The sequence below is a fragment of the Shewanella sp. Isolate8 genome (genome assembly GCF_022398495.1).
GTDB lineage: Bacteria > Pseudomonadota > Gammaproteobacteria > Enterobacterales > Shewanellaceae > Shewanella > Shewanella aquimarina.
In genome coordinates, this window is sequence record NZ_JAKEVI010000008.1 from 13,274 (window position 1) to 26,087 (window position 12,814).

Sequence of the window (12,814 nt, forward strand, 5' to 3'; positions counted from 1 at the left end):
CTTCCCGTTACTTTCTAATTGGCTTACGTGGACCTTTGCGAGTACGCGCATTGGTCTTGGTACGTTGCCCACGAAGGGGCAGGCTACGACGGTGGCGGAGACCACGATAACAACCAAGGTCCATCAGACGCTTGATGTTCATAGAGATCTCACGACGCAAGTCACCTTCTACAATGTATTTAGCAACTTCTTCGCGTAGTGTGTCTATTTGAGCTTCGCTCAATTCCTTGATCTTAGCATCTTCAGCAATTGAAGTAGCCGCGCAGATTTGTTGTGCGCGAGTAAGTCCAATACCATAGATAGCAGTCAATGCAATGACTGTGTGCTTCTGATCAGGAATGTTAATGCCAGCGATACGGGCCACTATGCACTCCTCATAAGTTAAAGGCCATCTGTGAAAAGCCCGGTAGGATACTCGACAGATGACGATTTTGCAAATAATATTTTGACCAGCTCAGAATCTGAGCTGGTCAAAAAGTTTTTAGCCTTGACGCTGTTTGTGTTTTGGTTCAACACAGATAACGCGTACAACGCCGCTACGCTTTACGATCTTGCAGTTACGGCAGATCTTCTTCACGGAAGCTCGAACTTTCATTTCATCACTCCGTAAAGCTACTTAGCGACCAAAGCGATCTAAGTTCGCTTTATTCACTAGGTTAGCTTTCTTCATCACAGACTCATACTGATGTGACATCATATGGGTCTGAACCTGAGCCATGAAGTCCATGATCACGACTACCATAATTAGTAGTGAAGTACCGCCAAAATAGAACTGTACTTTCCACGCGATTAACATGAACTCCGGAATTAAACAGATAAAGGTAATATATAATGCACCGGCCAGTGTTAGGCGAGTCATTACTTTATCTATATAACGCGAAGTCTGTTCTCCAGGACGGATCCCGGGAATAAACGCACCACTCTTCTTCAGGTTGTCTGCTGTTTCACGTGGGTTAAATACCAACGCAGTGTAGAAGAAACAGAAGAAGATAATCGCTGTTGCATACAACAATGAGTAAAGCGGCTGACCTGGCGATACTGCAAGTGAAAAATCACTTAACCAAGACAAGCCTTCATTTTGACCAAACCACTGAGCCAGTGTGCCTGGGAACAAAATGATGCTTGACGCAAAGATTGGTGGAATCACACCTGCCATGTTGACCTTAAGCGGTAAGTGAGTGCTCTGCGCGGCAAACACCTTACGGCCCTGCTGACGCTTAGCATAGTTAACAACGATACGACGTTGTCCACGCTCAACAAACACAACAAAGTAGGTCACAGCAAATACGATCACTGCAATCAACAATAATACTAGTACGTTCAAGTCGCCTTGACGCGCCTGCTCAGCCGTTTGGCCGATAGCAGAAGGTAGACCGGCTACAATACCTGCGAAAATAAGAATCGAGATACCGTTACCTATGCCTCGTTCGGTGATTTGCTCGCCCAGCCACATCAGGAACATGGTTCCCGTGACCAAACTCACAACTGCAACGAAGTAGAAACCGAATCCCAGGTTTACAACTAAACCAGGAACCAGGTTTGGCAGACCCGTTGCGATACCGATCGCTTGGAATGTACCCAAGACCAATGTGCCATATCGCGTATACTGACTGATCTTCTTACGTCCTGACTCGCCTTCCTTCTTCAGTTCGGCCAGTGCAGGATGTACCACAGTCAATAGCTGCATGATAATCGATGCCGAGATGTACGGCATGATACCAAGTGCAAAGATAGAAGCACGTTCAAGGGCGCCACCAGAGAACATGTTAAACATGCCTAAGATGGTACCCTTCTGCTGATTAAACAGCTCTGCTAATACAGCTGCGTCAATACCAGGAATTGGTACGAACGAACCGGCTCTAAAGACGATAATCGCACCAATCACGAACAGTAGGCGGGTTTTCAATTCCGATAAACCGCCCTTCGCGCTTTTTAAATCAAGTCCTGGTTTTGCCATCGACGTATTATTCCTCGATCTTTCCGCCGGCAGCTTCGATAGCTGCACGTGCACCTTTGGTTACCTTAAGACCTTTAACGGTCACTGGGCGTTCAATGGTACCTGAAAGAACGACTTTAGCAAACTGTATGTTGCGAGTAACAAGATTCGCATCTTTCAGTGCATTCAAGTCGACAACATCACCGTTAACTTTAGCCAGTTCGCTTACACGAATTTCGGCAGTTACCATCGCTTTACGCGAAGTAAAACCAAACTTAGGCAAACGGATCTTAAGTGGCATTTGACCACCTTCGAAACCGACGCGAACACCGCCACCTGAACGTGACTTCTGACCCTTGTGACCGCGACCAGCAGTCTTACCTAGGCCAGAACCGATACCGCGACCTACACGCTTAGCAGCTGATTTTGCACCTGCAGCAGGTGATAGAGTATTCAATTTCATTGATTAATCCTCCACCTTAACCATGTAGTAAACCTTGTTAATCATACCGCGAACAGCAGGAGTATCTTCCAGCTCAACGGTGTGATTAATACGGCGTAGACCTAGACCAGTCAAAGTGGCACGATGCTTAGGCAAACGTCCAATTGAACTCTTAGTCTGAGTTACTTTTAATGTTTTAGTAGCCATGGTGCTTAACCTCGAATTTCATCAACATTCAGGCCACGCTTAGCTGCAATTTGTGCTGGTGACTTCATGTGCACCAACGCGTCTACAGTTGCGCGAACGATGTTGATCGGGTTAGTAGAACCGTATGCTTTCGACAGTACGTTATGAACGCCTGCTACTTCCAATACGGCACGCATCGCACCACCGGCAATAATACCAGTACCTTCAGAAGCTGGTTGCATGTAAACACGCGAACCAGTGTGACGGCCCTTAACAGGGTGGTGCAAAGTACCATTTACAAGTTCAACAGAAACAATGTTACGGCGAGCCTTTTCCATTGCTTTCTGGATTGCAGCAGGTACTTCACGCGCTTTACCATAGCCATAGCCGACTTTACCGTTACCGTCACCCACTACAGTCAGTGCAGTGAAGCTAAAGATACGTCCGCCTTTAACTACTTTAGAAACACGATTTACTGCAACTAACTTCTCTTGCAGATCGTCTTTTTGTGGAGCTTCAAATTTAGCCATTTTTAATCATTCCTTAGAACTGTAGGCCAGCTTCACGAGCAGCGTCTGCCAGGGCAGCTACGCGTCCGTGATACTTAAAGCCGGAACGATCGAATGCAACTACAGTTACGCCTTTCTCGATAGCACGCTCAGCAATAGTCTTACCTACCGCTTTAGCTGCTTCTACGTTACCTGTGTATTTAAGCTGCTCTGATACCGCTTTTTCAGCAGTAGAAGCTGCCGCCACAACTTGCGCGTTGGCATCAATAACCTGTGCGTATGTGTGACGTGGTGTACGATGTACAACCAGACGGTTAACGCCCAGCTCTTGGATCTTCTTACGGGCGCGAGTCGCGCGGCGTAAGCGAGATGTTTTCTTATCCATATCGCGTTACCTACTTCTTCTTAGCCTCTTTACGGCGTACTTGTTCATCAGCATAGCGAACACCCTTGCCTTTGTAAGGCTCTGGTGGACGGTAGCCACGAATTTCTGCTGCAACCTGACCAACAAGCTGCTTATCAGTACCCTTAAGTACGATTTCAGTCTGTGAAGGACACTCAGCAGTTACGCCGTCTGGAAGCTGGTGAACTAGAGGGTGAGAGAAACCTAGAGTCAGGTCGATACCGTTACCGGCAACTTTTGCACGGTAACCAACACCAACTAGAGTCAGCTTTCTTTCGAAACCTTCGTTAACACCAACAACCATGTTGTTGATTAGTGCTCGAGCTGTACCAGCTTGTGCAGCGCTAGTTACGCCTTCAGCTGGAGAACACTTGATTTCGTTGTTTTCAACAACAACAGAAACGTCAGCGTTAATTACTCGAGTCAAACTACCTTTAGAACCTTTTACGGTGATAGTTTGTTCGTTTAAAGTCACTTCTACGCCTGCAGGGATAGCGACTGGTGCTTTTGCGACACGAGACATTGCTAGCTCCTTATGCTACGTAGCAGATAACTTCTCCACCCATGCCTTGTTGGCGGGCGGCACGATCAGTCATCAAACCTTTAGAAGTGGACACGATTGCGACACCCAGACCGCCCATCACCTTTGGTAGATCGTTTTTACCTTTGTAAATACGAAGACCAGGACGACTTACGCGCTGGATAGTCTCAACGACTGGTTGGCCTTGGAAATACTTCAAAGTGATTTCCAGAACCGGCTTGGCTTCGCCTGCTACGGCGTAGTCAGTAATATAACCTTCTTCTTTAAGCGTCTGTGCGATAGCAACTTTCAGCTTAGCAGAAGGCATAGATACTGATACTTTGTTAGCAGCTTGGCCGTTACGAATGCGAGTTAACATATCCGCAATTGGATCTTGCATGCTCATATTAGCTTACTCCGTGACAAGTATTACCAGCTGGCCTTACGCAGACCAGGAACTTCACCACGCATGGTAGCTTCACGCAGCTTGATACGGCTCAGGCCGAACTTGCGCAGGAAACCATGTGGGCGACCAGTTTGACTACAACGATTGCGCTGACGCGCAGAACTTGAGTCACGTGGTAGACCTTGCAGCTTAAGAACTGCATCCCAACGATCTTCATCAGAAGTAGTTGGATTGCTAATGATAGCCTTAAGAGCTAGACGCTTTTCAGCATACTTAGCCACGAGCTTGGCACGTTTTGCTTCACGTGCTTTCATTGAACTTTTTGCCATTTCGCTACCCTTATTTCTTGAATGGGAAGTTAAAGGCGTCTAATAAAGCACGGCCTTCTTCGTCATTCTTCGCAGTAGTAGTGATAACAATATCCATACCGCGGATCTTATCGATCTTATCGTAATCGATTTCCGGGAAGATGATTTGCTCACGTACACCCATTGCGTAGTTACCACGTCCGTCGAACGACTTAGCGCTCAGACCACGGAAGTCGCGGATACGCGGGATTGCGATATCAACTAAACGCTCAAGGAATTCCCACATACGTTCACCACGTAGGGTTACCTTGCAGCCAATCGGGTAGCCATCACGGATTTTAAAACCAGCAACTGATTTACGAGCAACAGTTACAACTGGCTTTTGACCAGCGATAGCAGTCATGTCACGAAGCGCGTGCTCCATAACCTTCTTATCTGCTACAGCTTCGCCAACACCCATGTTAAGGGTGATTTTCTCAATCCGAGGGACTTGCATGACACTGGTATAACCGAACTTCTTAGAAAGCTCAGCGATAACAGTCTCTTTATATTTATCATGCAGTTTCGCCATCGTTTACTCCAATTACTTAACGAGTTCACTGTTCGACTTAAAGAAACGGACTTTTTTACCGTCTTCAAATCGGAAACCAACGCGATCAGCTTTGCCAGTGGCAGAGTTGAAAATCGCTACATTTGATGCTTGTATTGGCGCTTCTTTCTCAACGATACCACCAGTCACACCCATTTGTGGGTTAGGCTTCTGGTGCTTCTTGATCAGATTGATGCCTTCTACAATTAACTTACCAGTAGGTAGTACTCGGGTAACTTTACCGCGCTTACCCTTGTCTTTACCTGCTAGTACAATTACTTCGTCTTCACGACGGATTTTAGCTGCCATTTTGAAGCTCCTTACAGTACTTCTGGTGCCAGAGAAACAATTTTCATAAATTGTTCTGTACGCAGTTCACGCGTCACTGGTCCAAAGATACGAGTACCAATCGGTGCAAGGTTTGCGTTTAGCAATACCGCTGCATTGCGATCGAAGCGAATGACAGAACCATCTGGACGACGTACGCCTTTCTTAGTACGGACTACCACCGCGTTATACACGTCACCTTTCTTCGCTTTACCGCGAGGAATTGCTTCTTTTACAGAAACCTTGATGACGTCGCCGATACCGGCATAACGACGATGAGAGCCACCCAAGACCTTAATACACTGAACTCTACGAGCGCCACTGTTACAGGCGACTTCTAGAGTCGATTGCATTTGGATCATTTTAAGTGCTCCGCTATCGTTACTTCACTAATCCCAAATTTGGGGCATTTTTAAACCATTCTAGACCAAATAACGTCTAAAATGGCGCGCAAGTATAACACCGCAAAATAGGAATAGATAGTATTAAAAATAAAAACGGCCCCAAATCTAGGAGCCGTTTCGCTAATCACCTAATAAAATTAGGCTTTTGATACTACTTCAACCAGAGTCCAAGACTTAGTCTTAGACAGCGGACGGCATTCGCGAATAGTCACGATATCGCCAGCATTACACTGATTTGTTTCGTCATGTGCATGGATCTTAGTAGTGCGCTTGATAAACTTCCCGTATAGAGGGTGCTTAACCTTACGCTCAATAGCTACAGTGATAGACTTGTCCATCTTGTTGCTAAGTACACGACCTTGCAAAGTACGGATTTTATCAGTCATTATGCACCCGCCTTAGAAGTAATAATGGTCTTAACGCGCGCAATGTTACGACGCACGATTTTGAGCTGGTGAGTCTGAGTCAACTGACCAGTGGCGTGTTGCATACGCAGATTAAACTGCTCACGCAGCAGACCAAGCAGTTCAGCGTTCAGTTCTTCAACGCTCTTCTGAGTTAGTTCGCTCGCTTTCATTACATCACCGTCTTAGTTACGAAGGTAGTCTTAATTGGAAGCTTGGCCGCAGCTAGAGTAAACGCTTCACGCGCTAGCTCTTCTGATACACCATTCATCTCGTAAAGAACCTTACCAGGTTGAATCTGGCAAACCCAGTATTCAACGTTACCCTTACCTTTACCCATACGCACTTCAAGAGGCTTAGAGGTGATTGGCTTATCAGGGAAAACGCGGATCCAAATTTGACCTTGACGTTTAATGTGACGTGTCATAGCACGACGCGCAGATTCGATTTGACGAGCAGTCAGACGGCCACGTCCAACAGCTTTCAAACCGAACTCACCGAAGCTTACTTCAGTGCCGTTCGCCAGACCGCGGTTACGGCCTTTGAACATTTTACGAAACTTCATTCGTTTTGGTTGCAGCATTGCCAGCTCTCCTATTTACCGCGAGGCTTACGCTTCGGCTGCTGTTTCGGCTCTTCTAGCGCAGGTACAACGCCGTCTAGAACTTCACCTTTGAAGACCCAAACTTTAACGCCGATCACACCGTATTGAGTGTGACTTTCTGCAGTAGAATAGTCGATATCAGCACGCAGTGTATGTAGAGGCACACGACCTTCACGATACCACTCTGAACGCGCAATCTCAGCACCGCCTAAACGGCCGCTCACTTCAACTTTGATACCCTTAGCACCTAGACGCATAGCGTTCTGTACCGCACGCTTCATAGCACGACGGAACATTACACGACGCTCTAGCTGAGAAGCGATGCCTTCGGCAACCAGCTTCGCATCTAGCTCTGGCTTACGGATTTCAGCGATGTTGATTTGAGCTGGAATACCAGTCAACTTGGCAACTTCGTTGCGCAGCTTTTCAACATCTTCGCCTTTCTTACCGATCACAACGCCTGGACGGGCAGTGTGAATAGTAACGCGAACACTCTTAGCTGGACGCTCGATAACAATCTTAGAAACTGAGGCTTGCTTAAGCTTCTTTTCTAGAAACTTGCGCACTTCCCAGTCGCTGCTCAGATTGTTGGCATAATCTGATTTATCAGCGTACCAAGTCGAGATCCAAGGCTTAGTGATACCCAGACGGATACCATTAGGATGTACTTTCTGTCCCATTGCTAACTCCTAGCGATCTGACACAACCACAGTGATGTGGCTGGTACGCTTGATAATACGATCAGCACGGCCTTTAGCACGTGGCATGATACGTTTCATAGTTGGACCCTCGTCTACAAAGACTTTTCCAACTTTCAGCTCGTCAATGTCAGCACCTTCGTTGTGCTCAGCATTAGCGATAGCAGAGTCTAGTACTTTCTTAACAAGTACAGCTGCTTTCTTAGGGCTGAAAGTCAAAATTTCAAGAGCCTTAGCAACAGGCAGTCCACGAATTTGATCTGCAACCAAACGACACTTTTGAGGCGACGTACGGGCAAAACGATGTTTAGCTAAAACTTCCATCTCGAGTCTCCCGTATTAACGCTTCTTCGCTTTCTTATCAGCAGCATGGCCGCGATAAGTGCGAGTTGGTGAAAATTCACCAAGCTTGTGGCCGATCATCTCGTCAGTTACGAACACAGGTACGTGCTGACGACCATTATGGACAGCGATGGTCAATCCAATCATGTTAGGAATGATCATTGAGCGGCGAGACCAAGTCTTGATAGGCTTCTTATCACCCGCTTCCATCGCTTTCTCTACCTTCTTCAGCAAGTGTAGGTCAATGAATGGACCTTTCTTGAGAGAACGTGGCATGGCGAATCCTCTTACTTTTTGTTACGACGACGTACGATGTACTTGTCGGTGCGTTTGTTACTACGGGTCTTATAACCCTTAGTTGGGACACCCCATGGAGAAACTGGGTGACGGCCACCAGAAGTACGGCCTTCACCACCACCATGTGGATGGTCTACTGGGTTCATTGCAACACCACGAACTGTTGGGCGTACGCCTCTCCAGCGCTTAGCACCTGCTTTACCCAACTGGCGTAGCATATGCTCGGCATTACCAACTTCACCTAATGTCGCGCGGCAATCTACTGGAACTTTACGCATTTCGCCAGAGCGAAGACGTAGAGTTGCGTATGCACCATCACGAGCTACAACTTGTACATAAGTACCAGCTGAACGCGCTAGCTGAGCACCTTTACCAGGCTTCATTTCAACTGCGTGAACAACGCTACCTACTGGGATGTTGCGTAATGGCAAAGCGTTACCCACTTTGATTTCAGCATCGATACCAGACTGGATCTGATCACCAGCTTGCATGCCTTTAGCAGCAAGGATATAACGACGCTCACCATCAGCATACAAAACAAGTGCGATGTTAGCGGTACGGTTTGGATCATACTCCAAACGCTCTACCTTAGCAGGGATACCGTCTTTGTTGCGCTTGAAGTCAACAATACGGTAGTGCTGCTTGTGTCCACCACCTACGTGACGAACAGTGATACGACCGGTGTTGTTACGGCCACCGCTCTTAGCTTTTTTCGCCAACAGGCCAGCAAAGGGTTTACCCTTATGCAGATCGCTGTTTACCACTTTAACAACGTGGCGACGACCAGCAGAGGTTGGCTTACACTTAATAACTGCCATGATAATTCTCCTTTGCTTACTCAGCGCCGACGAAATCGATGTCAGCACCAGCAGCTAAAGTCACATAGGCTTTTTTCCAATCGCTACGACGGCCAGTACGGGCACCGTGACGCTTAGTCTTACCTTTGTTAACTAGAGTGCGAACTGAATCTACTTCAACTTCGAACAACTTAGCTACTGCAGCTTTAATTTCAGCTTTAGTCGCATCGATAGCTACACGGAAAACGACCGTGTTGTTATTTTCAGCGCAAACAGTACTCTTTTCAGAGATGTGTGGCGCTAGAATAACTTTTAGCAAACGTTCTTCGCTTATCATCCCAGCATCTCCTCGATTTGCTTAACAGCATCGGCAGTAACCAGTACTTTTTCGAACGCGATTAGGCTTACTGGATCGATACCAGCAACGTCGCGAACGTCAACTTTGTACAGGTTGCGTGCAGCTAAGAACAAGTTCTCGTCAATCTCTGGAGTCACAATTAATACGTCTTCCAGCTTCATGTCTTTCAGCTTAGCCTTCAACTCTTTAGTCTTAGGAGCTTCAACACCGAATGACTCAACAACAACAAGACGATCTTGACGTACTAATTCAGACAGAATGCTCTTAAGCGCTCCGCGGTACATCTTCTTGTTAACTTTTTGGCTGTGATCTTGGGTTTTAGCAGCGAAAGATACGCCACCGCCACGCCAGATTGGGCCTTTAACAGTACCAGCACGAGCACGGCCAGTACCTTTTTGGCGCCATGGCTTTTTGCCAGAGCCAGTTACTTCTGCGCGAGTCTTTTGAGCACGAGTACCCTGACGCGCGTTTGCAGCATATGCTACAACTACCTGATGAACCAGTGCTTCATTAAAGTCACGGCCGAAGGTAGTTTCGGAAACTTCAAGAGCACTCTGTGCGTCTTTCAATACCAATTCCATTACTATCTCCTCAGACCTAAGCTTTAACGGCAGGCTTGATGATCAGGTCGCCATTAGTAGCGCCTGGAACTGCACCCTTAACCAATAGCAGGTTACGCTCAGCATCTACACGTACAACGTCTAGATTCTGGGTAGTAACACGCTCTGCACCCATGTGGCCAGACATTTTCTTACCTTTGAAAACGCGACCAGGTGTTTGGTTTTGACCGATAGAACCGTTAGCTCTATGTGCCAATGAGTTACCGTGTGTTGCATCTTGAGTACGGAAGTTCCAACGCTTGATACCGCCTTGGAAACCTTTACCCTTTGATTGACCAGTAACATCAACTTTCGCTACGTCAGCGAAGATATCAACATTAAGCTCAGCACCTACTTCGATGCCTTCGCCTTCACCGTCAGCCAGACGCATTTCCCACAAACCACGACCAGCTTCAACGCCAGCCTTAGCAAAGTGACCTGCTTCTGGTTTAGTGATGCGATTAGCTTTTTTGGTACCAGTAGTAACCTGAAGTGCACGGTAACCGTCAGTTTCTAAAGTTTTCACTTGAGCAACGCGGTTAGCTGCAATTTCAATTACTGTTACAGGTATTGACGCACCATCTTCAGTGAAGATGCGAGTCATACCTACTTTACGACCGATAAGACCGATAGCCATCTCTCAAACCTCTTCTAAGGATCTCAATTAACCTAAGCTAATTTGAACGTCAACACCTGCCGCAAGATCTAGACGCATAAGTGCATCTACAGTCTTTTCAGTCGGCTCTACGATGTCAACAAGACGCTTATGAGTACGAAGTTCGTACTGATCACGCGCATCTTTATTAACGTGTGGAGAGATCAAAACGGTATAACGCTCTTTACGCGTTGGTAGTGGGATTGGACCACGTACCTGGGCGCCTGTGCGCTTAGCAGTTTCAACGATTTCCGCTGTAGACTGATCGATCAGACGATGATCAAATCCTTTCAGGCGGATACGGATTCTTTGGTTCTGCATTGACCAGAGCTCCTAAAATGGACACATAAAAAATCACCCTCTAGCTTCTTCCTTACTGGAAAAGCAGAGCGAGATGATTTAACCGTTCGACTCCAAATCGGAGTCGCTGTATTATTTTACGTCGGTTTCGAGAACCGACAAACTTCGCCTAATGGTTAAGGCGAGGGGCTATTATACTGATCTCAAGCTGGAGATCAAGCCCATTGGACGAATTAACAGCAGTGTTGCGCTAACTCTCAAAGTGGCGAGTATTATACTTATCCCGATCAGAAAAGCTAGCCTCATCTACCGAATAAATTACAGGCAATAAAAAAGGCAGCTTAAGCTGCCTTTTTCAGTGTGTTTATAAAATCAAACGCGATTAAGCGATGATCTTAGCAACAACACCAGCACCAACTGTACGGCCACCTTCACGGATAGCGAAACGTAGACCTTCGTCCATCGCGATTGGGCAGATTAGGGTAACAACCATCTTGATGTTGTCACCAGGCATTACCATTTCAACGCCTTCTGGTAGCTCGATAGTACCGGTTACGTCAGTTGTACGGAAGTAGAACTGTGGACGGTAGCCCTTGAAGAATGGAGTGTGACGACCACCTTCTTCTTTTGACAGTACGTATACTTCTGATTCGAACTGAGTGTGTGGAGTGATTGAACCAGGCTGAGCCAGTACTTGACCACGCTCAACTTCATCACGCTTAGTACCACGTAGTAGTACACCACAGTTCTCACCTGCACGACCTTCGTCAAGCAGCTTACGGAACATTTCAACACCAGTACAAGTAGTCTTAGTAGTTTCTTTGATACCTACGATTTCTACTTCGTCACCAACTTTGATGATACCGCGCTCAACACGACCTGTTACTACAGTACCACGGCCTGAGATTGAGAATACGTCTTCGATTGGCAGATTGAGCCAGTACTTGACCACGCTCAACTTCATCACGCTTAGTACCACGTAGTAGTACACCACAGTTCTCACCTGCACGACCTTCGTCAAGCAGCTTACGGAACATTTCAACACCAGTACAAGTAGTCTTAGTAGTTTCTTTGATACCTACGATTTCTACTTCGTCACCAACTTTGATGATACCGCGCTCAACACGACCTGTTACTACAGTACCACGGCCTGAGATTGAGAATACGTCTTCGATTGGCAGAATGAATGCACCGTCGATWGCACGCTCTGGCTCTGGGATGTAAGTGTCTAGTGCTTCAGCTAGTTCGATGATCTTAGCTTCCCACTCTGGCTCGCCTTCTAGGGCTTTCAGAGCAGAACCCTGGATAACTGGTAGGTCATCACCTGGGAAGTCGTACTCAGATAGTAGTTCACGAACTTCCATCTCTACTAGTTCTAGCAGTTCTTCATCGTCAACCATGTCACACTTGTTCATGAATACGATGATGAAAGGTACACCTACCTGACGAGAAAGCAGGATGTGCTCACGAGTCTGTGGCATTGGACCGTCAGTAGAAGCTACTACTAGGATAGCGCCGTCCATCTGTGCAGCACCAGTGATCATGTTTTTAACATAGTCAGCGTGGCCTGGGCAGTCTACGTGTGCGTAGTGACGAGTTGGAGTATCGTACTCGATGTGAGAGGTATTGATGGTAATACCGCGCTCACGCTCTTCTGGAGCGTTATCGATCTGTGCGAAATCTTTAGCTTCACCACCGTACGTCTTAGTCAGTACGTGAGAGATAGCAGC

The 12,814-nt window shown here is 46.9% G+C and carries 24 protein-coding genes and 2 pseudogenes; all 26 read right to left on the reverse strand.

Features of this window, described 5'->3' with window-relative positions:
- Positions 1-7: 7 nt before the first annotated feature.
- The gene (gene rpsM, locus L1D43_RS19515) at positions 8-364 is read right to left on the reverse strand and encodes a 30S ribosomal protein S13 (protein ID WP_011863987.1); all 357 of its coding nucleotides are present in this window, start codon (positions 362-364) and stop codon (positions 8-10) included.
- Positions 365-481: 117 nt separating this feature from the next.
- Positions 482-595 carry a 50S ribosomal protein L36 gene (rpmJ, locus tag L1D43_RS19520; RefSeq protein WP_006083579.1) on the reverse strand — a complete coding sequence of 38 codons (114 nt, stop codon included), beginning with the start codon at positions 593-595 and terminating at the stop codon, positions 482-484.
- A 21-nt stretch (positions 596-616) separates the two neighbouring features.
- Complete coding sequence (gene secY / locus L1D43_RS19525) at positions 617-1,957, reverse strand: preprotein translocase subunit SecY (RefSeq protein WP_041510733.1); 1,341 nt, start codon at positions 1,955-1,957, stop codon at positions 617-619.
- Positions 1,958-1,964: 7 nt separating this feature from the next.
- A complete protein-coding gene (rplO, locus tag L1D43_RS19530; protein ID WP_011863985.1) occupies positions 1,965-2,399 on the reverse strand; it encodes a 50S ribosomal protein L15 in 435 nt (144 codons plus the stop codon).
- A gap of 3 nt (positions 2,400-2,402) precedes the next feature.
- Positions 2,403-2,585, reverse strand: coding sequence for a 50S ribosomal protein L30 (rpmD, locus tag L1D43_RS19535; RefSeq protein ID WP_011863984.1), 183 nt, complete (start codon positions 2,583-2,585; stop codon positions 2,403-2,405).
- Between the two features lie 5 nt (positions 2,586-2,590).
- Positions 2,591-3,094 (reverse strand): 30S ribosomal protein S5, encoded by a 504-nt coding sequence (gene rpsE, locus L1D43_RS19540; protein ID WP_011863983.1) that lies wholly within the window; start codon positions 3,092-3,094, stop codon positions 2,591-2,593.
- A gap of 13 nt (positions 3,095-3,107) precedes the next feature.
- Entirely contained in the window at positions 3,108-3,458 is a 351-nt protein-coding gene (gene rplR, locus L1D43_RS19545; protein WP_011863982.1) for a 50S ribosomal protein L18, read from the reverse strand.
- Positions 3,459-3,468: 10 nt separating this feature from the next.
- A complete protein-coding gene (gene rplF, locus L1D43_RS19550; protein WP_239854153.1) occupies positions 3,469-3,999 on the reverse strand; it encodes a 50S ribosomal protein L6 in 531 nt (176 codons plus the stop codon).
- 10 nt (positions 4,000-4,009) lie between these two features.
- Entirely contained in the window at positions 4,010-4,402 is a 393-nt protein-coding gene (gene rpsH / locus L1D43_RS19555) for a 30S ribosomal protein S8 (protein WP_041510735.1), read from the reverse strand.
- 23 nt (positions 4,403-4,425) lie between these two features.
- Positions 4,426-4,731, reverse strand: a complete 306-nt coding sequence (rpsN, locus tag L1D43_RS19560) for a 30S ribosomal protein S14 (RefSeq protein ID WP_033540777.1) — start codon at positions 4,729-4,731, stop codon at positions 4,426-4,428.
- A 10-nt stretch (positions 4,732-4,741) separates the two neighbouring features.
- Positions 4,742-5,281 (reverse strand): 50S ribosomal protein L5, encoded by a 540-nt coding sequence (gene rplE / locus L1D43_RS19565; RefSeq protein ID WP_011863978.1) that lies wholly within the window; start codon positions 5,279-5,281, stop codon positions 4,742-4,744.
- A 12-nt stretch (positions 5,282-5,293) separates the two neighbouring features.
- A complete protein-coding gene (gene rplX / locus L1D43_RS19570) occupies positions 5,294-5,608 on the reverse strand; it encodes a 50S ribosomal protein L24 (RefSeq protein WP_041510736.1) in 315 nt (104 codons plus the stop codon).
- An 11-nt stretch (positions 5,609-5,619) separates the two neighbouring features.
- A complete protein-coding gene (gene rplN, locus L1D43_RS19575) occupies positions 5,620-5,988 on the reverse strand; it encodes a 50S ribosomal protein L14 (RefSeq protein WP_011863976.1) in 369 nt (122 codons plus the stop codon).
- 179 nt (positions 5,989-6,167) lie between these two features.
- Positions 6,168-6,416 carry a 30S ribosomal protein S17 gene (gene rpsQ, locus L1D43_RS19580; protein ID WP_041510737.1) on the reverse strand — a complete coding sequence of 83 codons (249 nt, stop codon included), beginning with the start codon at positions 6,414-6,416 and terminating at the stop codon, positions 6,168-6,170.
- Positions 6,416-6,607: a 50S ribosomal protein L29 gene (gene rpmC / locus L1D43_RS19585; RefSeq protein WP_011863974.1), complete on the reverse strand. Its 192-nt coding sequence runs from the start codon at positions 6,605-6,607 to the stop codon at positions 6,416-6,418. The genes rpsQ and rpmC overlap by 1 nt, the downstream gene beginning before the upstream one ends.
- Positions 6,607-7,017 carry a 50S ribosomal protein L16 gene (gene rplP, locus L1D43_RS19590; RefSeq protein WP_011863973.1) on the reverse strand — a complete coding sequence of 137 codons (411 nt, stop codon included), beginning with the start codon at positions 7,015-7,017 and terminating at the stop codon, positions 6,607-6,609. The genes rpmC and rplP overlap by 1 nt, the downstream gene beginning before the upstream one ends.
- Before the next feature lie 11 nt (positions 7,018-7,028).
- Complete coding sequence (gene rpsC / locus L1D43_RS19595) at positions 7,029-7,718, reverse strand: 30S ribosomal protein S3 (RefSeq protein WP_011863972.1); 690 nt, start codon at positions 7,716-7,718, stop codon at positions 7,029-7,031.
- 9 nt (positions 7,719-7,727) lie between these two features.
- The gene (gene rplV / locus L1D43_RS19600; RefSeq protein WP_011863971.1) at positions 7,728-8,060 is read right to left on the reverse strand and encodes a 50S ribosomal protein L22; all 333 of its coding nucleotides are present in this window, start codon (positions 8,058-8,060) and stop codon (positions 7,728-7,730) included.
- Between the two features lie 15 nt (positions 8,061-8,075).
- A complete protein-coding gene (gene rpsS / locus L1D43_RS19605) occupies positions 8,076-8,354 on the reverse strand; it encodes a 30S ribosomal protein S19 (RefSeq protein ID WP_006083596.1) in 279 nt (92 codons plus the stop codon).
- Between the two features lie 11 nt (positions 8,355-8,365).
- Entirely contained in the window at positions 8,366-9,193 is an 828-nt protein-coding gene (gene rplB / locus L1D43_RS19610) for a 50S ribosomal protein L2 (protein ID WP_041510738.1), read from the reverse strand.
- 16 nt (positions 9,194-9,209) lie between these two features.
- A complete protein-coding gene (rplW, locus tag L1D43_RS19615; protein WP_028774664.1) occupies positions 9,210-9,509 on the reverse strand; it encodes a 50S ribosomal protein L23 in 300 nt (99 codons plus the stop codon).
- Positions 9,506-10,111 carry a 50S ribosomal protein L4 gene (gene rplD / locus L1D43_RS19620; protein ID WP_011863967.1) on the reverse strand — a complete coding sequence of 202 codons (606 nt, stop codon included), beginning with the start codon at positions 10,109-10,111 and terminating at the stop codon, positions 9,506-9,508. Before rplD ends, rplW begins: the two co-directional genes overlap by 4 nt.
- 16 nt (positions 10,112-10,127) lie before the next feature.
- Positions 10,128-10,766 carry a 50S ribosomal protein L3 gene (gene rplC / locus L1D43_RS19625; RefSeq protein WP_041510739.1) on the reverse strand — a complete coding sequence of 213 codons (639 nt, stop codon included), beginning with the start codon at positions 10,764-10,766 and terminating at the stop codon, positions 10,128-10,130.
- Between the two features lie 27 nt (positions 10,767-10,793).
- Positions 10,794-11,105: a 30S ribosomal protein S10 gene (rpsJ, locus tag L1D43_RS19630; protein WP_011070616.1), complete on the reverse strand. Its 312-nt coding sequence runs from the start codon at positions 11,103-11,105 to the stop codon at positions 10,794-10,796.
- Between the two features lie 361 nt (positions 11,106-11,466).
- Positions 11,467-12,015: pseudogene (locus L1D43_RS19635) on the reverse strand (EF-Tu/IF-2/RF-3 family GTPase); the annotation flags it as partial.
- Between the two features lies 1 nt (position 12,016).
- A pseudogene (locus L1D43_RS19640) lies at positions 12,017-12,814 on the reverse strand (elongation factor Tu); the annotation flags it as partial.